General features: G+C 42.3%; 22 protein-coding genes and 2 pseudogenes. 14 read left to right on the forward strand and 10 right to left on the reverse strand.

Annotated features, from left to right (window positions below; translation table 11 throughout):
• Window positions 1-29 precede the first annotated feature (29 nt).
• On the reverse strand, window positions 30-989 hold the full coding sequence (locus AC5JPT_RS05625) for an arginase (protein WP_493852166.1): 960 nt from the start codon (window positions 987-989) through the stop codon (window positions 30-32).
• A 67-nt stretch (window positions 990-1,056) separates the two neighbouring features.
• Window positions 1,057-2,151, reverse strand: a complete 1,095-nt coding sequence (ocd, locus tag AC5JPT_RS05630; RefSeq protein ID WP_493857411.1) for an ornithine cyclodeaminase — start codon at window positions 2,149-2,151, stop codon at window positions 1,057-1,059.
• A 169-nt stretch (window positions 2,152-2,320) separates the two neighbouring features.
• Here ocd and AC5JPT_RS05635 point away from each other — a divergent pair, with 169 nt between their 5' ends.
• From AC5JPT_RS05635 to AC5JPT_RS05670, 8 genes and pseudogenes are all read left to right on the forward strand, one after another.
• A complete protein-coding gene (locus tag AC5JPT_RS05635; protein WP_443527125.1) occupies window positions 2,321-2,752 on the forward strand; it encodes an Lrp/AsnC family transcriptional regulator in 432 nt (143 codons plus the stop codon).
• A 178-nt stretch (window positions 2,753-2,930) separates the two neighbouring features.
• Window positions 2,931-3,050 (forward strand): annotated as a pseudogene (locus tag AC5JPT_RS05640) (TetR/AcrR family transcriptional regulator); the annotation flags it as partial.
• 150 nt (window positions 3,051-3,200) lie between these two features.
• A complete protein-coding gene (locus AC5JPT_RS05645; protein WP_493852168.1) occupies window positions 3,201-3,428 on the forward strand; it encodes a hypothetical protein in 228 nt (75 codons plus the stop codon).
• Window positions 3,425-4,483, forward strand: a complete 1,059-nt coding sequence (locus AC5JPT_RS05650; RefSeq protein WP_493857412.1) for an alcohol dehydrogenase family protein — start codon at window positions 3,425-3,427, stop codon at window positions 4,481-4,483. Before AC5JPT_RS05645 ends, AC5JPT_RS05650 begins: the two co-directional genes overlap by 4 nt.
• 257 nt (window positions 4,484-4,740) lie before the next feature.
• Entirely contained in the window at window positions 4,741-4,926 is a 186-nt protein-coding gene (locus AC5JPT_RS05655) for a hypothetical protein (RefSeq protein ID WP_493857413.1), read from the forward strand.
• 46 nt (window positions 4,927-4,972) lie between these two features.
• Complete coding sequence (locus AC5JPT_RS05660; protein ID WP_493857414.1) at window positions 4,973-5,614, forward strand: alpha/beta fold hydrolase; 642 nt, start codon at window positions 4,973-4,975, stop codon at window positions 5,612-5,614.
• A gap of 3 nt (window positions 5,615-5,617) precedes the next feature.
• A complete protein-coding gene (locus AC5JPT_RS05665) occupies window positions 5,618-5,866 on the forward strand; it encodes an alpha/beta fold hydrolase (protein WP_493857415.1) in 249 nt (82 codons plus the stop codon).
• A 281-nt stretch (window positions 5,867-6,147) separates the two neighbouring features.
• Entirely contained in the window at window positions 6,148-6,747 is a 600-nt protein-coding gene (locus tag AC5JPT_RS05670) for a BLUF domain-containing protein (RefSeq protein WP_493857416.1), read from the forward strand.
• Between the two features lie 231 nt (window positions 6,748-6,978).
• Here the strand turns inward: AC5JPT_RS05670 and AC5JPT_RS05675 are convergent, their stop codons facing one another.
• Window positions 6,979-7,704 carry a GntR family transcriptional regulator gene (locus tag AC5JPT_RS05675; protein WP_493857417.1) on the reverse strand — a complete coding sequence of 242 codons (726 nt, stop codon included), beginning with the start codon at window positions 7,702-7,704 and terminating at the stop codon, window positions 6,979-6,981.
• A 333-nt stretch (window positions 7,705-8,037) separates the two neighbouring features.
• On the opposite strand from AC5JPT_RS05675, the gene AC5JPT_RS05680 reads away from it, so the two are divergent.
• The 6 genes from AC5JPT_RS05680 to AC5JPT_RS05705 all read left to right on the forward strand — a co-directional run bounded on the left by AC5JPT_RS05680 (window position 8,038) and on the right by AC5JPT_RS05705 (window position 14,342).
• Window positions 8,038-9,327, forward strand: a complete 1,290-nt coding sequence (locus AC5JPT_RS05680) for an SLC13 family permease (RefSeq protein WP_493857418.1) — start codon at window positions 8,038-8,040, stop codon at window positions 9,325-9,327.
• Between the two features lie 565 nt (window positions 9,328-9,892).
• Window positions 9,893-10,906 carry a Bug family tripartite tricarboxylate transporter substrate binding protein gene (locus tag AC5JPT_RS05685; RefSeq protein ID WP_493857419.1) on the forward strand — a complete coding sequence of 338 codons (1,014 nt, stop codon included), beginning with the start codon at window positions 9,893-9,895 and terminating at the stop codon, window positions 10,904-10,906.
• 116 nt (window positions 10,907-11,022) lie between these two features.
• Window positions 11,023-11,478, forward strand: a complete 456-nt coding sequence (locus AC5JPT_RS05690) for a tripartite tricarboxylate transporter TctB family protein (protein ID WP_443527117.1) — start codon at window positions 11,023-11,025, stop codon at window positions 11,476-11,478.
• Between the two features lie 5 nt (window positions 11,479-11,483).
• Window positions 11,484-12,989: a tripartite tricarboxylate transporter permease gene (locus AC5JPT_RS05695; RefSeq protein ID WP_443527116.1), complete on the forward strand. Its 1,506-nt coding sequence runs from the start codon at window positions 11,484-11,486 to the stop codon at window positions 12,987-12,989.
• 185 nt (window positions 12,990-13,174) lie between these two features.
• Window positions 13,175-13,948 carry a sulfite exporter TauE/SafE family protein gene (locus AC5JPT_RS05700; protein WP_493852174.1) on the forward strand — a complete coding sequence of 258 codons (774 nt, stop codon included), beginning with the start codon at window positions 13,175-13,177 and terminating at the stop codon, window positions 13,946-13,948.
• A 115-nt stretch (window positions 13,949-14,063) separates the two neighbouring features.
• Complete coding sequence (locus AC5JPT_RS05705) at window positions 14,064-14,342, forward strand: peptidylprolyl isomerase (RefSeq protein ID WP_493857420.1); 279 nt, start codon at window positions 14,064-14,066, stop codon at window positions 14,340-14,342.
• Between the two features lie 227 nt (window positions 14,343-14,569).
• On the opposite strand, the gene AC5JPT_RS05710 is transcribed toward AC5JPT_RS05705, so the two are convergent.
• The 7 genes and pseudogenes from AC5JPT_RS05710 to rutC all read right to left on the reverse strand — a co-directional run bounded on the left by AC5JPT_RS05710 (window position 14,570) and on the right by rutC (window position 20,899).
• Window positions 14,570-15,166 carry a malonic semialdehyde reductase gene (locus AC5JPT_RS05710; RefSeq protein WP_493852175.1) on the reverse strand — a complete coding sequence of 199 codons (597 nt, stop codon included), beginning with the start codon at window positions 15,164-15,166 and terminating at the stop codon, window positions 14,570-14,572.
• Window positions 15,167-15,184: 18 nt separating this feature from the next.
• Entirely contained in the window at window positions 15,185-15,961 is a 777-nt protein-coding gene (rutD, locus tag AC5JPT_RS05715) for a pyrimidine utilization protein D (RefSeq protein ID WP_493857421.1), read from the reverse strand.
• A gap of 182 nt (window positions 15,962-16,143) precedes the next feature.
• Window positions 16,144-16,752: pseudogene (gene ribB / locus AC5JPT_RS05720) on the reverse strand (3,4-dihydroxy-2-butanone-4-phosphate synthase); the annotation flags it as partial.
• A gap of 119 nt (window positions 16,753-16,871) precedes the next feature.
• Window positions 16,872-18,371, reverse strand: a complete 1,500-nt coding sequence (locus tag AC5JPT_RS05725; protein WP_493857422.1) for a CoA-acylating methylmalonate-semialdehyde dehydrogenase — start codon at window positions 18,369-18,371, stop codon at window positions 16,872-16,874.
• A gap of 40 nt (window positions 18,372-18,411) precedes the next feature.
• A complete protein-coding gene (locus tag AC5JPT_RS05730; protein ID WP_493857423.1) occupies window positions 18,412-19,770 on the reverse strand; it encodes a solute carrier family 23 protein in 1,359 nt (452 codons plus the stop codon).
• A gap of 33 nt (window positions 19,771-19,803) precedes the next feature.
• Window positions 19,804-20,385: an NADH-dependent FMN reductase RutF gene (gene rutF, locus AC5JPT_RS05735; RefSeq protein WP_493857424.1), complete on the reverse strand. Its 582-nt coding sequence runs from the start codon at window positions 20,383-20,385 to the stop codon at window positions 19,804-19,806.
• Window positions 20,386-20,515: 130 nt separating this feature from the next.
• Window positions 20,516-20,899, reverse strand: coding sequence for a pyrimidine utilization protein C (gene rutC / locus AC5JPT_RS05740; RefSeq protein WP_493852178.1), 384 nt, complete (start codon window positions 20,897-20,899; stop codon window positions 20,516-20,518).
• Window positions 20,900-20,914 lie beyond the last annotated feature (15 nt).

A 20,914-nucleotide genomic window follows, 5' to 3' on the forward strand; every position in this document is an offset into this window, starting at 1 on the left:
TTTTTGTGAGTTATTCCAAATTTTCTATACTAGTAATTATTTAAAAGGGAGTGCGTCACTTCTTCTAAAATTTTAAATATTCTGGTTGAGTCATCTTTTGAATTGTTGTACAAAGGATTGATCTCTGCCATCTCCCAGCAGCATACTTTTTCATTCTTAATTAACTCTATGTTGAGCTGCATGGCCTGCTCATAAGACAGACCATTCATTGCTGGCGTACCTGTCCCTGGCACATATAAGGGATCAACACTATCGACATCAAATGAGACATAAATATGATCACAATACTCTAGTTTTTTGAATATTTCGGCTACTGTGGCGCTGATGCCTTTTTTGGTTATTTCAGCCACACTATATAACGGAATTTTGTGTCTTTTGATTAACTCCATCTCCTCTTCTTGATAGTCTCTAACGGCACAAAACACGACGTTTTCTGGCTTGATTGATGGCTCATCAGATGCCATAAATTTCAATCGCTCCCAATATTCCTTCTCTTTTTCAGAGAGGTCATTACGTTTGCATTCCAAGTTGTCAATCGCACACGCCATGGCCAAAGGCATGCCATGCATGTTGCCTGATCCACTGGTATATGGTGAATGAAAATCAGCATGGGCGTCTATATACACCACACCGATCTCAGCATCAGGATGTGCCATTTTGAGACCATGCATGGTTCCTGCACAGCTAGAATGATCACCTGCGATAACGATCGGAAATTGATTATCTTCTCTAATCTCTTTTATTTTATGTGCCAATTTAGAGATAACAGGCTCAATCACATCAGCGTATTTCGCATGTTTAAATGACGACTCTTCTTCGTGTATGTATTCATTTTTGATACTGTCAAGTTGCAGTTTTTCATAGTAGTCTGCATTCATCTCTTTTGATGATGCGCGCAATGCATCAATGCCTAGTGACGCGCCTTTCTTGTGCCCTGCGACATCTGAATACACTTCTACTATTCGCACGTTTTTCATTAAGTCGTTCATTATGTTGTCTCCATTAAGTAAAGCAATTCTTTCATTATTCAAATTTATAATTGATCTTTTTAACCACTTACGCCATAGATGCAGCTTCAGTCGTCGCTATGCTACGATCTTTGTTGTGAGCTTTCACCACCGAATAAAGGTTTTTAGGATCTTGTTGATGAGGGATCAAATCAAGCAGCTCATAGGTATCTTGTTTTCTGATCAAATCACGCAAAAACACTAGAGCTGTAAAGTCTTCTGAGGCAAAACCAACGCCGTCAAATACGACTAAGTTATTGTCGTTGGTACGCGCTTCTTTCTCACCGTTTACGATGCGATGGAACTCTGTCACAGGAAAGTCTTGAGAGAGCTGTTGAATATCGCCTTCGATACGGGTTTGTGGTTCAAACTCTACAACGACATGATCGGCTCTTAGTAAAATATTGGCATCCAGCTCGGTTTTGCCAGGGCAATCGCCACCGATAGCGTTGATATAGACACCTTTGTTGACCATATCATCACGCAGGATGGTGGCGTTTTTCTTATCTGCCGTACAGGTCGTGATGATATCTGCGCCTTCAACGGCTTCTTCTGCGGTTTTACAGATAGTAATATCCAAACCTGAATCGGCAAGGTTATGCGCTACTTTTTCAGACGCAGCTGGATCAACATCATAGAGACGTACTTTTGAGATACCCACCACTGCTTTCATGCCCATTGCTTGGAACTCTCCTTGCGCACCATTACCAACAAGCGCCAAGGTTTTAGCGTTTTTAGGCGCACAGTGTTTGGCAACCAGTGCCGAGGTCGCCGCCGTACGTAGTGCGGTCAAGATGCACATCTCTGTTAATAAAATCGGATAGCCTGTGTCAACATCAGACAATACGCCAAAAGCGGCTACCGTCTGTAAATCCCGTTTGGTATTGATAGGATGGCCATTGACATACTTGCATGCAAACATGTCACCATCGCTGACAGGCATGAGCTCTATGACACCATCTTTGGAATGAGAGGCAAAACGACTGGATTTTTCGAATTGCTCCCAGCGAGAAAAATCCTGCTCTAGAGCATCTACCAATTCTTTTATGGTCTGTTCGATACCATGATTACTGATGATTTCAGCCATCGCCTGTACACTAACAAAGGGTACACCCTGCTTTTGAGATACGATAAATTTAGACATTCGTTTTGCTCCATTCCATGAATATTGTTTGTTGAATCGACAATTAATATGCTACCAACTATAAATGTCAGTTAAAATGTCAATAAGTTATTAAATATTGATATATTTTTGACATATTGATAGGTACTACTTATCACAATGTCAAAAAACCAATGAAGAAGGCATTTTTATGGCGTACTACACTTATGACTCTTTAGACAGCGAGCTGATATCTGAGCTGCGACAAGACGGCCGCGCAACCATCTCAATCCTTGCAAAAAAACTTAAAGTCTCTCGTGCCACTGTCCAAAACAGATTGGATAGACTGATTCATAATGGCGCTATTTTAGGCTTTACGATTCGAGTGCATGAAGCACTAGATAACGAAACGGTCAAAGCGATGATGATGATCGAGGTTACAGGAAAGTCTACGTCACAAGTGATTAGAAAGCTGCGCGGTATCCCGCAATTGATCAAGCTGCATACGACCAATGGGGCGTGGGACTTAGTAGCAGAGATACACACGACAAGCTTGAGAGAGTTTGATGAAGTGCTGCGGCAAGTAAGAGAGATCGATGGCATTCTTAATAGCGAAACCAGTGTTTTGCTGTCGAGTTTATGATGCAAGAGTACCTCAGAAGATATATTTAACACCGTCTAAAAATACCTTCCTGGTGAGGACGCAAGATTATCGCTATCATCAAATAGACTGCCTTGACAAAGGTAGAATGAATGCTTTACCCTTTAAGTAGAACATTCATTCTACCTTTGGGAGTTTTGTTATCAAAGAAGATATTGCTATTAAGCTCGAAAAGGCATTTAGCCAATATGGTTTTGCCGAACCAAGTGTTGCTCAGCTCAAGACGGCATGTAATGTAAGCCTGCGAACACTGTATAAGTATTATCCCTCTAAAGAGATGATGGTCGTTGCCGCCTTGGACTATCGCCACCAAAGATATCTCGACTTTTTACTCAATGAATCACCTCCTCCTGGCATGGCCTCTATTTTTCATATTTTTGACAGACTCGAACAATGGATGAAAGCGTTTGCACCACATGGCTGCATGTCTATGAGTGCCGTGGCAGCTTTTCCTGATGATCCAGTGATTGCAAGCTCAGTGCAGAAGCACAAACAAGAAGTCAGGCACTTTTTGGGACAACAAAGTCAGAGAGAAGATCTTGCGACAGCCATCTTTTTGTTACACGAAGGCGTTACGAGTTCATGGCCTGTATTAGGAACAAAGGCCATTATCTCAGCCCAGCGCACACTATCAACACTTTTAGAGGAAGACAAATGATGCAACCGATTCCAAAAACAATGACAGGTGTCCAGCTTATCGGTCATGGTGGACCAGAGATGCTTAAATACTGTGATGATATTCCTATCCCCACTGTCACTTCAGATGATGTGCTCATCCGAGTTTCTGCAGCAGCGGTCAATAATACGGATATCAATACCAGAACGGCATGGTACTCAAAAGGCGATAGCAGTAGCGCTGATGCCAGTTGGTCTGGCACTGCAATGAGCTTCCCTCGTGTCCAAGGTGCAGATGTCTGCGGTACGATAGTAGCAGTCGGTGATAATATTAGTCGTGAACGTATTGGGGAACGGGTTCTTGTTGAACCTTGTATCCATGAAATCGATGGTCAACCATTGAAATCAGCTGGTTACTACGGCTCAGAATGTGACGGTGGATTTGCTGAATATACAGTAGTCGCTGCCAAACATGCCTATGCCATAAATAGTACGCTCTCTGATGTCGAGCTGGCTTCGTTCCCATGTTCGTATTCTACTGCTGAGAATATGCTCACGCGAGCGAATGTCTCGTCGTATGATAAGGTATTGATATCCGGTGCTTCAGGCGGTGTTGGATCAGCAGCAGTCCAGCTGGCAAAAGCGCGCGGCGCTTATGTTATTGCTATCACCAGTCCAAGTAAAAACCAACAGCTGCTAGAACTTGGAGCGGATCAAGTGATATCTCGAGATGATGACTTGGTTGATGCAATAGGCGAAAACTGCATTGATGTCGTGATTGATTTGGTTGCAGGAAGGCAATGGCCTGAATTTTTACAATTGCTAAAACCAAGAGGTCGGTACGCTGTGTCTGGCGCGATTGGAGGCGCATTGGTTGAGCTAGATATCAGAACATTTTATCTAAAAGACTTAACTTTTTATGGCTGTACTGTACTTCAACCTGAAGTCTTCCAAAACCTCGTTAACTGCATCGAGCAACGTAAAATAGCCCCAATCATTGCGCGTACCTTTCCGTTAAAAGAGATACATACTGCTCAAGAGGTTTTCTTAGAAAAGAAACACGTCGGTAAAATCGTTTTAAAAGTTGCTCAAGAATAACCACTTGTCTCTCTTAACTTATTTAAAGTAGTCTGTTCTAAGTGCAGCCAAATCAATACAACTGCGGAGCATATATTCGTTTACTACATAGAGGATTCCTTACATAGGTATCTAACCTATTGATAAATCCTCTAGCATAACAATAATAAAGTTATCAAACGTGCCAATAAATAATACATGAGTGTGGTTGTCACTCCTGCCTCAAGTCGTTCAGGGTCGACTAGGTCAACACCATTACAATTCATTGAGCAGCGTACATGGCAATTGGTCGTGCTGAGACTGATATCATCCATGTCAGGAAACAAACCGCAATGGCTGAAGATCGTATCGTTGGGCCTGATGGCAAACTATACGCGCATGTCACAGCGACTTTTTTGATATGCAATAATCAGCTGATAGGCAGTAATGAGCGTAAAGATAGTTTTTACTCGACCTGCTTTTGATAATTGATGAAAATTTTGGTAGTTAACAAATAATAAGGCCAATACTATGCAAGCATTTGAACGGGCAATGACTCTAGGTGATAAAAAAGCCCGCTATTATGACTTATCCGCTTTATTTAATAATGATGCAAACGTCCCATTACCTCCTGCACATTTTTATGGTGGCAACGGTTTTGCAGTTGGTGTCTATCTGCCGCTATTAACCACGCTCAGTGAACAGTTTACTATCAACAGTCTCTCCATGCGTGGTTATTGGTACGATCTACCATCCCTCAAAAAACTGACTCGCGAGCAAGATGCTGATATATTGATTGATTTTTTGGAGAAGACACAGGATAAACCTGTCGTAGGTATTGGGCACTCTCAAGGCGCGACTGCTACCGCTATTGCAGCAGCCAAACGTCCAGAACTATTTTCGCAGTTATATTTGATAGAGCCCGTTACTTTTACCAAATCGCAGATGCTCACGATGAACTCAGCACCTGACGACTTAAAAATAAGTCGAGAGCCCTTCAAAAGTACACTAGCTAAACAAGTACAATGGCAAAGCGTCGAATCCTACTATGACTATCTACGGGCTCATCGCGCCTTCAAACGCATCAATAATAGCAATCTTTATGTCTTTGCAAAAAATAGTCTTGTCGAAAACAAGCAAGGGCAATACAGTTTGCTTTTCACCCCTGAGTAAGAATTGGCGAGCTACTTCGACACGCCTTTTGTCAATGACGCCTTAAAAAAGCTTAATACGATTGATTTGCCTTACACCATTATCGTTGGCAAACCTTCCATGTTTATCAGCGACGATGTTCGTAAAGTTTGGCAGCATCTGGTGCCCATCAACAAGATCATTGAGCTGCCAGATAATGGACATTTGCTACCGATGGAAGCACCTGAGCAATGTGCTGATATCATCATAAAAAATTTAGCGCTATGTCATTGAGGGATTTATAGCAGCAGCCTAAAAGAGTACGTATGAAGACCCGCTATACATCTAAGATAGTGAATCGCTAGAAGTAATGTTCGTAGAACCAACGACTTAGCCAGACATTTTATACCTTAATCTTAAAAATATGGACGGAAAAGCAGACTTTTCACACGGTAAAACAAACCTATAATGCAAAAATCATTTAAAATAAGAGGCAATTTGAATAAAAAATTAAAATATATTATTAAAAGAGGGCATGAATGAAGATAGAAAGCCATAGGAGACTAGAAAAATCTATGAAGGGTGTTCCATCAAACTCCCTTGTAAGACTCATCTATGTTAGTAAAGTAAATACTCTAGACAGGTCTGTATTTGAGCATATTCAGAGCCATTCAGATGTCTATAACAGAGACAATAAAATATCGGGATTTCTATGCAATGACGAAAAAAGTTTTCTTCAATGCTTAGAAGGCGGAAAAGATGTTGTGTTTTCTCTTATGCGAAGAATATTTAAAGATAACAATCATAAAAAAGTAGGCGTCGTTGCTGTTGAACAAGTCAGTCAGTGCCGCTTTGAAGATTGGCGTATGCACAGTCTCAACTTGAGCGCTAGTAATTGGCATAGACTGTCTGATCATGCTCAATTAGGAGAGATATCACCATTCAAACCTGAGCAATGGCCTTATTGGTTCGTTGAGCACTTCATCGAATGTGTGAGGAATTTTGACTACTCTAACCTCAGTCGTGACGAGGATTACATTACCTTCGATAATTTAGGTTACTCTGAGCTTGAAGAAAAGCTAACCCACAATAATATTTTGCTATTTATATTTCTTGGACTATTGGTCGCATCAACGGCAGCTGTGTTATTGTTCAGATATGACGTCATTACTTGATACCTAAGTTGGATGACTTATGACTCACTTGAACATATCTCAAGGGAATAGGAAATTAGGTATTTCATCCTCTTAATCGATGAATAACTTGTTTTAATGGGACTACTTGCCATAGGCTCGCGGTCAGTAAAAAGCCTCTACAAATCTTGTAGTCTTACCATAAAGTTAGCTTACGAAATGTTTTTCTAGATAACCTAAATCGTCTATTTCCTCTCGACCACTTCTTATCTATTAGACAATATTAACTTCATAACTGAACTTTTCTGCGAGTCCATATGACTCTCTATATTCGATGGGATCGCCTTCTAGATTTTTGGCAATGCGGCATACCTTTACTAAGTTTTCTTCCTTAGTGTTGGCTAGGTAGGTATCTATATGATTGGTTATGAAGAATAGGGTTTCTACAGCAGACGAAACGAACTGACCGCATTTTGTGTAATAAAATGGATAAAGAAGATTCTCGAAATCTTCTGGCGCCAAGTCAATAAATGCTTTGAAACGGCTCTTAGGTAACCAAATTTTCTCACTCAGTAACACTTTATCTTCAATAATACGCATACGCTCTATGTAAATGAGTGCTTTATTCTTACCAATATCTAGCTTTTGGTTAATATCATCAATACCTTCTATGACGATCACCTTTTTGACTACTCCGTTCGGTGTCGCATAACCAGCATCTTGGTCACGAAATTTAAAAAACCTTAATAAAGAACTTTCAAAATCTGGTCGTTTCAAAAAAGTACCCCTACCCTGGTATTTAGTTAATACGCCATCCTCTACTAGTTTTTCAACCGCTTTGCGAACCGTTCCGACTGATACTTGATATTTATCTGCAAATTCTTGCTCTGTTGGTAAGGGTGTATTTTCATCCCACTTACTTTCTGTCAGTAGCGTCAGAATATGCCATCTTACTTGCTCGTATCTTGGCATTTTAAAGTTTTCTAAATTTTTTAACATTTTGTCACCGCTATTTGGAAAGGTTTATATACCACAATATTCTCTTAGAGCACGCTCTAACCTTAGAGATTGAGACAGGGCTTATTACCCACTCAACATCTAAAAATCTTCTATAGTATTACCATACTAACGCTTGTCTTGCTTTTTACGGTTAATCTTAGCCAATCTGCATTGCTTTTTTGCTATTATTCTACTCAGTCAAACGTAAATTCCAAACTTACACGATTCTCTAATCTAGAACGTCGTTTGTCAATATCATCGTGCTGCTCGTTACTCTATAAAAATTGGTATGAGTTTTTGTAGAATTCATATATTTGAGACCAAGGAGCAGCTATGACTCTCTATGTTCTAGCCGCTATTGTAATATCTATCGCGCTCGGCTATACCACCAAAATTAATATCGGCTTATTTGCCATTGTGTTCTCATACCTGATTGGGTGTTTTGGTATGGGTCTTAGCGCTTATGAAATTATTGAGCTGTGGCCTCTCAAGATTTTCTTTGTCATTTTTGCCGTTACACTCTTTTATAACTTTCCTCTAGCCAATGGTGCTTTAGAGAAACTATGCAGTAATCTGATCTATAAATGCAGACATTTCCCATCCTCATTACCTTTGGCTATTTTCTTTGTTGCTACAATTGTTGCAGGCCTAGGGGCTGGTTATTACACTGTCTTAGCCACCATGGCGCCTATGATTCTATTGTTGTCCAAAAGAACCAACCTCAATATTGTGGTGGCCACCCTTTCAGTCAACTATGGTGCCCTAGCCGGAGCTAACTTTGTCACTTCACAAAGTGGCGTTATTTTTAGAGAGCTCATGCGCGGAGCAGGCGTCGCCAATGACAATACGTTCACTTATGCTTTGGGTATCTTTGTGGTTACCTTTTTGACACCAGTAGTAGTATTAGGTATTTATAGTTTTATTAATACCAAAAATAGCAAGATAGCGATCCAAGCTATAGCACCCGAGCCCTTAGATCGTAAGCAAAAACAATCTATTGTACTTGTATTTATTATGGTGGCCACGGTGCTTATTGCACCTATCCTAAACCTACTAATACCAAACGTAGAGGCCATCGAGTTTTTGAACGCTAGAATCGACATCGGTTTTATCGCTATTTTTTTCGCCATGGTTAGCTTGTTTTTGAAACTAGGTGACGAAAAAACAATCATTGCTTTAGTACCTTGGAATACGCTGATCATGATCTGCGGGGTCGGAATGTTGATCAGCCTTGGTGTGGAGGTAGGCGTTATTTATGAGCTAACAGAATGGCTCAGTACCAATGTACCTATCTGGATGATACCGATTTTAGTATTCATCATCAGCGCAATCATGTCAGTATTTGCCAGTACGCTTGGCGTGGTCGCCCCAACTCTATTCCCTATGGTTCCTGCCCTAGCCATTGCCTCTGGATTAAATCCTTTATTACTATTTATTTGCATTGTGATAGGTGCGCAAAGCTCATCTATTTCTCCTTTTTCGTCAGGAGGTAGCCTGATACTTGGCGCCGCCCAAGTACATATAGACAAAGATCAGCTTTTGAATACGCTATTATTTAAAGCCGTCCCCCTAGGTATCATTGTTGGAATGCTAGCAGTTTTAGTCATACAGCTCGTATTTTAGTATCTTATCTCTTAGCTTTCACTCATTTCTTGACCTGCTATTATCTTCATTGAACAACTATATTATAAGAGTCTTCAATACCCTTAGGCTTTCTATCTTATATGTGACTCAATTTTCTTATTATACTTTTCAAAATAATTACTAACTAAGTAATCACTAATTAAGCAATCCTTTATATCTTGCTATAGCACAGCAGTGCATGTAGGTATCACTATCACCTACGTGCACTGCTGTGCTCATATTTAAACATATCTATTTGTTTTTACTGTCTTAATTATCCACTTATAAACACTAATAATATTTTTATTAGTGTTTAGTATTGGTGCAATAGAGTCTTGATTAGCGAATCCTTGAACCACTATATCAAAATAAAATTCATATATACATACATATGTTTCTTGTTATTCTTAAAATATTCTGTTACTTTTGCAAAACGCTAAAAAGCGCACTGTTATGAAATTCAGCAACCTATATCGGTGTGACCTGAATTTCTTTTGCAATAACGCTATAGCTTCGCTCAGAATTTTATTGAGTTTTAATTGAAAATACACACAAGGAGTGTCGTGTGAGAAAACTATCCTATCTGGCTCTTGTCCTCTCAGTACTAACCCTCACCGCCTGTAATAAGACCGAAACGACAGCATCTGATGCCGGTTTTGATGCCCCTTCACGTCCAGAATGTATTGCCCCTGCAAAACCAGGTGGCGGCTTTGATTTGACGTGCAAGCTTGCTCAGGCTGGTCTAAGAGATACTGGTCTATTAGAAGATCCAATGCGAGTCACTTATATGCCAGGCGGTGTTGGCGCTGTTGCTTACAACAAAATCGTTGCCAATGATCGCGCTAACAACGACGCCATTATTGCCTTCTCAACGGGGTCTATCCTCAATTTATCACAGGGTAAATTCGGCAAATTCACTGAAAAAGACGTGAAATGGCTCGCAGCGGTTGGTACTGATTATGGTGCCATCGCTGTCAATGCTGACTCACCAATCAAGGATCTAGCAGGATTGGTCGCTGAGCTCAAGTCAGATCCCAAAGCAGTTAGTTTCGCCGCTGGTGGTAGTGTTGGTGGTCAAGACTGGATGCAGACCGCTATTTTGGCTAAAGCAGTGGGGGTAAAGCCTAGCGACATGACTTATGTTGCTATGGAAGGTGGCGGCGAAGCTATTACTGCCGTGATGGGTAACCATATTACCGTCGTTAGTGCGGGTATTGCTGAGATCATGCCGCAAGCCACTGCTGGTAAATTACGTGTATTAGCTGTGTTTGCAGATGAAAGACTGGGCGGTACGATGGCCGATATTCCTACTGCTGTAGAGCAAGGCTACGACGTTACTTGGCCAGTAGTCCGTGGCTATTACATGGGTCCAGATGTCAGTCCTGCCGCTTACGACTGGTGGAAATCCTCATTTGACACCATGTTGGCCGATCCAAAATTTGCTGAGTTACGCGAGCAGCAAGAGCTTCTACCATTCTCTATGACTGGCGATGAGCTAGAAGCATACGTTTATAAGCGTACAGGTGAGCTACGTGAGTTGTCTGCTGAGTACGGTCTTACTGATGCTGCGGCTAAATAGCCTCATTCAGATCATATTCCCTTAATGATTGAATACTGAATTTTCTAGTATTTATCGAAGGTTGACAGATGAGATATCTATCAACCTTTTTATTTTAAAATTTAAGGAGTACTCCTATGACAATGGAACGTGCGTTCTCTGGGTTGATGGGACTGTTTAGCTTATTTTTGATCTATTTAGCGATCGGTTATGTCGCTCCCATTGCCTATGACCCTATCGGTCCTCGGCCCTATCCTATTTTAATTTTTTCACTGATGGCACTTTTGACCCTAGTGATTGCTTTTCGTCCAGCACGGTTTACGAAAGTACTTGATTTGGGCTACAACAATGTAGTGATTCGAAACCTTGTTTTATGTGTCAGCACATTGTTGATTTATAGTCTGATTTTTGAGCCTTTAGGTTTTGTGGTTGCTACGACACTGATGTGTTTTGCGCTTGGTTTACTGTTTGCTGGCAACCCTATTAAAAGCCTTATCTTTTCAATTGTGATCAGTATTGCCTTGTATGCCTTATTTGACATGGCATTGGATGTAATTCTACCACTTGGCATACTATCAGGAATAATGGGATAGCGATTATGGAAACTTTTGATTTTTTAATGCACGGTTTTGCGGTCGCTACCCTACCCAAAAACTTACTGATTGCCTTAATTGGTGCCTTTATTGGTACTATCGTGGGTATGTTGCCTGGTCTGGGTCCTATCAATGGTGTGGCGATACTGTTGCCTTTTGCCTTTGCGCTGGGTCTACCACCAGAGAGTGCTCTTATTTTGCTCGCAGCAGTATATCTCGGTTGTGAGTATGGTGGACGTATCTCTGCTATCTTGCTCAACGTACCAGGATCTGCCGCGGCAGTTATGACCTCATTGGATGGCAACCCACTCGCCACACAAGGCAAAGCAGGTATCGCCTTGTCCATCTCTGCAGTAGCCTCTTTCTTCGGCTCTACGATTGCGACCATTGGTGTGGTCTTGTTCGCACCTCTATTAGCCAAATGGGCGGTGTCTTTCGGCCCTGCTGAATACTTTGTATTAATGGTATTCGCCATTACTTGCTTGAGTGGTTTGGTCGGCGATCAACCGATTAAGACGGCAGTCTCAGCATTGATCGGCTTAGGTCTGGCCACTGTTGGTGTCGATGCAGTGACTGGTATTTACCGCTTTACCTTTGATTCAGTCAATCTGTCGGATGGTATCCAGTTCACGACCATCGTTATTGGTTTTTTTAGTGTCAGTGAGATCTTAATCCTACTTGAGAGAACCAGTACTGGTGGGAAAATCATCGAGCAAGGTAAACGCAGTCTATTCAATCTAAAAGAGTTCACGTTTGCTTTTGGTGCCATGATACGTAGTGGCATTATGGGGTTTTTCGTCGGTATTTTGCCTGGTGCAGGTGCGACGATCGCCAGTGCGATGACCTATGCTAGTGAGCGCAAAATTGCGGGTGATAGTGGTAAGTTTGGTGAAGGCGATCTGCGTGGTCTGGCATCTCCAGAAGCGGCTAATAATGCCTCAGCTTGTGGTTCATTTGTACCGATGTTGACTTTAGGTGTCCCCGGCTCTGGTACGACTGCGGTTATGATGGGTGCATTGACCTTGTACAATATCACACCAGGTCCGCAACTATTTACAGAGCAGCCTGATATTGTTTGGGGTCTTATTGCCTCCTTGTTCATCTGTAACGTCATTTTGTTAGTAATGAATATTCCGCTAGTTGGCCTGTTCTCTAAACTACTTAATGTACCAAACTATATCCTAATACCATCGATCGCCGCTATTAGTTTCGTTGGGGTCTACTCTATTAATAGCACCACGTTTGACATGGTGTTCATGGTAGGGCTTGGGATATTTGGTTATTTCTTACGTAAGCTACACTTCCCTCTATCAGCGCTTATTCTAGGTTATGTACTGGGAGAAATGATGGAATCCAACCTACGTCGCGCTCTTTCTATCTCTCAAGGTGAGATGTCTATTCTATGGAGTAGCCCAATCACCATGTCACTATGGGTACTTGCTTTACTGATGGTATTTATGCCAATTATTCGCAAAATCTATCGTAAACGCTTCAAAAAGACTGCTGCATAAATTATTGCTAGTACGTCTCTAAATGTCTCTCCGGCGGTGGTTATACTCTATGTATGACCACCGTTTTTTTAGAGATATTTTTACTCTACTTTCAACAGTTATTTAACACTCCTAGCTCTTTTGTCAGCTGACCAAAATCAGCAAAACATCACTACTTGATGTCACTTATAAAATAGGATTTTATAGTGCTCTTTGTTTTAGACTTACTACAACCCATCCCAACTTGGCACTTATCAGGCTTATTTTTCGCTGGTATAGTCGCTTTTATTATCTCCACCATATCAGGTGGTGGCGGTGCTATGCTGCTGATACCAGTCACCTCTTCGATGATAGGGACAGCGGTTGCACCTCCTGTGATCAACGTGGCTACCTTTATGAGTAATGCCTCGCGGCTTTATCTATTCTGGCATGATATTGATTGGTCATTGACCAAATATTATGTCCCAAGCGCTGTCGTAGGCGCGTGGCTTGCCGCATTGGTGTTTAGTCGTTTGGACGCAGGCTGGATTCAATTATTGGTTGGTGCATTTTTAGTCTCTACTATTTTCCAATACAAATTTGGCAAAGTAAGTAAAACATTTGATATGCCAAAAGTAGGTTTTGTACCTGTAGGCTTTGCCATTGCTTTTATGAGCACATTAGTAGGTGGTCTCGGCCCTATTCTTAATCCTTTTTATATGAATGCTGGACTAGAAAAAGAAAGCCTTATTGCGACCAAAACGGCGAATTCTTTCTTCGTAGGTATTGTACAAATCGTCAGCTACACCTTTTTTGGGATACTTACCGTCAAGATATGGGTGTATGCTCTTGTATTAGGATTGGGCGCTGTGATTGGCAATGTTATTGGCAAACGCTTTTTGGCAGGCATTAGCATTAGTCAGTTTAGAGTAATGCTGCTGATTTTGATGGTGATTAGTGGTCTAATAATGATAGCAACAAATGCTAAAATCCTATTATAAACGACTCATTACCACTCCTACTCTTGAGCAATATCCATATTAAGTTCAACTTAGTAACCAAAGTAAGTAATGCTATAATATCCTGACAATCGATATTTTATGCAGGGTTTAGATTATGGCTCGTACCGCTAGCGCACTACACATTTTAGTAAAAGACCAAGAACTGGCTAAAGACATTATAGCCAAACTTAAAAAAGGCGCTGCATTTGATGTGCTGGCGAAAAAACACTCGACCTGCCCGTCGGGTAAAAAAGGCGGCAGCTTAGGTGAGTTCAAAAAAGGTCAAATGGTAGGGCCGTTTGATAAGGTTTGTTTCAACGGTGAGCTATTCACTCCGCATCTAGTCAAAACCAAATTTGGATGGCATGTGGTAAAAGTGCTTTACAGAACTTAGGAACTTGAGTTTAAGCACAGGAACTTGAGAGCGCGAGTTTAAGCACAGCAACTACAGTCACTGCCTTAGCGACAAGCCAGCTGTGCTATGCCTCATAAATAAGCCACCTGCTAAGTATAAACAGGTGGCTTATTTTTTGGATAACCAAAATAAAAATAGCTCTCTCTACAACTGTCATCGACTCAGTCTACTCGTGGCAAGACAGCACACTGTATGAATAACAGGCTTTATAAGACCTGACAAGCCTCATCAAAATCTAATCTTGGCAAGCGCTGATACAACTGATCGGGTTCACCATAGCCTATATTGATGAGTAGATTTGAGGACCAGTTACTGTCTTTGAGAAAGGTTTTATCCACTAGATCGTTATCGAACCCAGACATGGGACCCGTATCTAACCCCAACCCTCTGCACGCCAAGATAAGATACGCCGCTTGCATAGAGCTGTTTCTAAACGCTGTTTCCTTTACAAGTTCGGTACTAGACGTAAACCATGATCTGGCATCCGTATGCGGGAATAGTTTGGGAAGCTCTTCGTAAAACGCTTCATCATGAGCGACAATGACAGTGATGGGTGCTGTCATGGTTTTTTCGATATTGCCTGATGATAGTGCAGGCTCTAAGCGCGCTTTCGCTTCATCAGATTTGAGAAATATAAACCGTGCAGGTGAGCAATTGGCTGAGGTAGGCGCCATTTTAACCAAGTGATAGATCTCTTCAAGTAACGCATCTGGCACGTCTTTTTGCTGCCAAGCGTTAAAGGATCTGGCCTTACCAAACAGTTGATCAAGATCTTCTGAAGATAACGATAGTGAATCAGTCATAATACTTCCTCATTGACTTTAGTTTTTGGATAGGAATTGCAGGATTTTGCTATTGGTTGAGCAGGTCTCAGTGACTGTACTACCATGTCCACCTGTCAGCATTAACTCAAACTGGGTGTTTTGCATACTACCGGCTAACGCCAGACCACGTTGCCATGGCACCAAAACATCGTCAAGGTTGCTCAACACTAGCGTTTTGTTTTTAATATGTTTGGCATTTATGAGGGGCTGATAAGCCTGCAAAGCTTTTAATCTCGCTAGCACGTTCTCAATTGGTGCAAAGTTGACGATGGCTTTATCTTCTTTTTGTGTGAGTGCTTCTATGTTGTCTGAGATCCAGATCGGTGGGTACAAGAATATCGCTTGCGCGCGTACAAACGCCTCTACCCCTGTATCTTGTAGCAAGCTGGTTCGCATACTAAAACATTTGATAGTGTGAGGGTCTAGGCTCTCCCAACCATTCAAGATAACTAACTTGTCTAATAGCTCTGGTGCCTTATGAGCGACTTCCATACCAATGAACCCACCAAGCGCATGACCGACGAAATGACAATTAGACAGCCCTTCTGCTTCTAAAATTCCAATTAACTGCGCTGCCAAATCTTGCATAGAATAATTATCAGGTAAGCGTTCGCTATTAAGCAATACCCCTTCTTGTTCGTAACAAACCACATGATAATGTTCGGTAAAACGCTCAATTTGAGGTAACCAAAAGTCAGCACGTCCGCCTAAACCTGAACTAAATACGATCGTTTTTGACGAGTCGTTCTTACAAGGATATTTTTTGACTAACATAGGTGACCGTCCAATTGTAGTGAAATTTAAATGGCTATAAAAACAGCTAATGGCTTTACTATTCTAGGGTTACGTTGGGTTTACTAACTTGGCTCAGCGATACGCTCATCGCTTTCACAATACTCATGTGCCAGCGCTTCTTCGATATATTCAACGTTGCCTTTGCCTTTACTATCGACACTCTCATGAGACTTAATATATTTGATTAACTCATCTATGGTCCCGACTTTTAGGTTGTGGGTATCGGCAAATTTGATAAGATCATTTCTACGAGCCATTTCACCATCTTGATTGATGATCTCTACGATGACGGCAGCAGGCTCGAGGCCAGCCAGTCTCGTCAGATCGCAACCTGCTTCAGTATGACCCGCACGCTCTAGGACACCGCCTTTTTTAGCCATAAGTGGGAAAATATGTCCTGGGGTTACAACATCATCACAGGTAACGTCTTGGGACACAGCGGTTCTGATAGTCTGAGCTCTGTCTGCCGTTGATATGCCAGTACTGACGCCTTTTGCGGCATCAATTGAAACGGTAAAATTTGTACTGTAAGGTGCTTTATTGTTTTTACACATCAAAGGTAAGTTTAATTGTTTGCAGCGCTCAGAGGTCAGTGTCAAACAAACCAAACCCCTTGCATGTGTAATCATAAAGTTAATATCTTCAGGTTTAGCAAGACTTGCTGCCATAATGAGGTCACCTTCATTTTCTCTATCCTCATCATCCATGAGTATGACCATTTTTCCTGCTTTAATATCTTCAATGATTTCTGGTATCGTATTGATGTTCATAAAATCCACCATTTGCATTTATATTTGCTTTTGTATGTTGTCATGTAGGGCGCGCCATTTTTAGGGCTTAATTAATGACACGCTCTGACATGGTTTTCTAGGTTTGCTATGCCGTAGGTCTAGCTCATAGAAATAGTCGTATTGACACCTTTGCTCGCATCTTCATCGAACCAGCGCGAGATCACGGTTTTGGTCTGTGTATAGAACTGTACCGCTTGCTTGCCATACGGACCTAAATCGCCGAGCTTACTGGCTCTAGACCCTGTGAACGAGAACATAGGTAGCGGTACTGGAATCGGTAGATTGATACCTACTTGTCCGACGTCTATGTCTTGTTGGAACTTATGTGCATGGGCTCCAGACTGGGTAAAAATCGCGGTACCATTACCGTTTGGATTTGCATTGATGATTTGGATTGCTTCCTCAAGCGTGTCAGCGTATACAATACATAAGACAGGGCCAAATATTTCTTCGGTATAGCAGCTCATATCAGTGGTTACGTTGTCCAAGATAGTCGGACCAACAAAGTTGCCGTCCTCGTAACCTTCTACCTGACAGCCGCGACCATCTAGTCTGAGGGTTGCGCCTTCATCCACGCCTGCTTGGATTAAGCGCTCAACGCGGGCTTTGGCCTGTTTAGATATGAGAGGACCTAAGTCTTTGTCGTCCTTGCCAGCAGCAACCACCAGTTGTGATGACTTTTCTACAATATCATCGACCCATTGTTTAGACGCGCCAACCATGACGACAACAGACAGTGCCATACATCGCTGCCCTGCTGCCCCAAACGCTGCCCCTGCTAACTGGTTCAAACATTGTTCTTTGTTGGCATCTGGCATAATAACGGCATGGTTTTTTGCACCCATCATGCACTGTACACGCTTGCCCGCTTGACCTGCTCGATCATAGACATGCTTACCCACTGCGGTTGACCCAACAAAGGACATCGCTTTTATGTCTGGATGATCACATAGGGCATCCACGGTATCTTTGCCACCATGAACCACATTTAATACGCCTTTTGGTATACCTGCCTCAAGCGCCAACTCAACCAGTCTCATGGTGACAATTGGGTTTTGTTCAGATGGCTTTAAGATAAAAGTATTGCCGGTAGCGATGGCCATTGGGAACATCCATAGCGGGATCATGGCAGGGAAATTAAAAGGCGTAATGCCTGCGCAGACGCCTATCGGCTGCTGGACGGTATACATGTCAACGCTGCTGGCAACGTTTTCGATGTAGCCACCTTGCTGCAAATTACCGATACCTGCTGCATGTTCTACAACCTCAAGACCTCTAAACACATCGCCTCTAGCATCTGCCAGCGTTTTTCCTTGCTCTTCGGTCAGTAGCGCCGCCAGCTCATCCATATGTGCGCGTATCAACTCTTGATACTTCAAAAAGACGCGAGCTCGTTTGCTGATCGGTGTGGTACGCCAGCTCTGAAACGCCTCAGATGCTGTTTTGATAGCTTGTTCAATTTCATCAGGTGTGGACTGTGGTACCTTAGCGATCACTTCTTGAGTGGCTGGATTAGTGATATCAATCCATTGGGTGGTAGTTGACTCTCTAAATTCGCCATTGATTAGTTGTTGTACGTTGTGTGGTTGTGCATTCATGACACGATTCCTCAAATTGATATAAAACAGGGTTTTAAAATTATGTGTTGAGCTTTAGGAGCGGCTCTGTTGTAGCGGTTTCTTTATCAGTGGTTACGCTTGCCGCTTTTGGTTTGTTTCTAAAGTTGAAAACGAGGTTCATAAGAATGGCTAAGAAAGTAGCGGTTCCGATACCGCCCAAATCAAAGCCGGCAATATTTAATGAATAGTTGCCAGTACCTAAAATCACTGGCACTGCAGCGACCAACATATTGCCATTCTTACTGAAATCGATTTTTGCGTTCATCCAAATGCGCGCACCAGCGATCGTAATTAGACCAAAGACTACGATTGAAGCACCCGTCAAGATAGCCACAGGGATGGTGCTAATCAAGGTGCCAAACTTAGGGGATAAGCCCAATAAAATAGCAAAAACACCTGCTATGACAAAGACAACGGTAGAGTAGATTTTGGTCGCTGCCATCACGCCGATGTTTTCTGCATAAGTCGTCATACCAGTACCGCCTACCGAAGCCGAGAGCGTGGTACAGAGACCATCAGCGAAGAACGCTCTACCCATATACGGTGAGATACTTTTACCAGTCATGGCTTCTACTGCTTTGAAATGCCCAAGGTTTTCGGCGATCAGAATGATAAAGACAGGTGCGATGACTAATATGGCACTCATTTCAAATACAGGAGAATATAGTGTTGGCATACCGAACCAAGCCGCACTCGCTACTGGCGCAAAATCAATAGGCGTGCCCATTCCCATCACATTGGTTAAGAGGAAGTAAACAAAATATGCCGCTACCAGTCCTATTAACAGTAACAAGCGCCTTACCATACCTGTGGTAAATACGGCGACTGCACAGATACACAACACAGTGACTAACGCCATCCAAGAATCAAAGCTATTACCAATGACACTTTGTATGGTGACAGGCGCTAAGTGCAAACCGATAATCATGACGATGGACCCAGTGACCACAGGGGGCATCAAGTTCTCAATCCACTCTGCACCTGTCTTCATCACCAGTAGACCCATCAATGCGTATAAAATCCCGCAGACCACGGTACCACCAAGCGCAATGCCGATATTGGGGTTCATACCCGTGCCGCTATACCCTGTGACTGCTACTACCGCTCCGATAAATGCAAAGCTGGAACCTAAGTAACTGGGTACATGACCGCCCGTAATGAGGAAGAAAAGTATCGTGCCTATACCAGTAATCAACATGGTTAAGCTCGGATCAAATCCCATCAGCAACGGGGCTAAAATTGTCGCACCAAACATTGCGAATGAATGCTGTGCGCCCAAAACCACACTTTTACCCATTGGTAAGTACTCATTGATACCTACCGGTGTCGTTTCTAGGTTCCCAGTGTAGGGACGCCATTTAACAAACCATTTGTCCATTTCAAATATCCTTAAAAAGTAGAGGTGTGATACTTATTTTTTGCACTTACTTAGTCGATGGTAGTCTCGATTGAAATAGATGAGACTTTCACAATCGGGCTTGTGTTTGATATCCAATACTTCACAAATGAGAATATCGTGGGTTCCCACCGAGCTGATGAGTTTGATTTTGCAATCAAAAGAGATAATAGCGTCCTCTAATACGGGTGATCCTGTCGATAGCGTGGACCAACTACCTTGCTCAAACCTTTCTTCTGGAGCCGTCTTGCCGCCGAATACTCCGCTTAGATCTTGATGTTCAAGACCCAGTGTGTTGACGCATAGCACCATGTTTTCTTTAAAGGTATGGTATACAGAAGCGTTTCTGTTCAAACATACCAATAGGGTTGGCGGTGCGTCAGTGACACTGCATACCGCTGAGGCGGTAAATCCTGCACGCCCTGCTGGACCCTCAGTGGTGATAATATTGACGGCAGCCGCAAGCTTGCTCATTGCCTCTCTAAACGTCTTCTGCATGTCAGTTAAGTTATCTGCCGTAGGGGTGAATGATTCTTTAGACTTATGTTTCATTAATGAGGACTGCGTGGCTTGGCTTTCTTTAATTACTGTATTCATCTGTCATTTCCTTTTAAACAATATCTCACCACATATGTGGTCAACTAAATCGCCCTACTACCGTTACATGCTAGGGGGTTAAATGTTATGTAACTTAAACTCACTAACTGCAGTTTTTAAATAAGCTGTTTTATCCAACGTGTGCTATTGAAGCGATTTCGACTAGCGCGTCTGGTTTTACTAGTCCACATTGAATACAAAATCTTGCTGGCTTATCGTTGGGGAAGAACTCTGCATAGACTTGATTGACCGCGCCATAATCTGCCCAATCTTTTACAAAGATCGAATTAAAAGTCACATCATCCATATCGCCGCCAGCAGTTTGGATTACGTTTTTGATCGTCGTTAAGACATGGCGGGTTTGGGCGGCTGCATCACCCACATGTACGACATCGTTATTTTCATCAAAGGGTAGTGTGCCTGAGACATAAACAATGTTGTCAGCCTTGGTAGCGGGAACATAAGGGGCTAATGGTTTGCTGGTACCTTCAGGGATAATCACTTGTTTAGACATATCTATATTCCTATT

The sequence above is a fragment of the Psychrobacter sp. H26 genome (genome assembly GCF_059073035.1).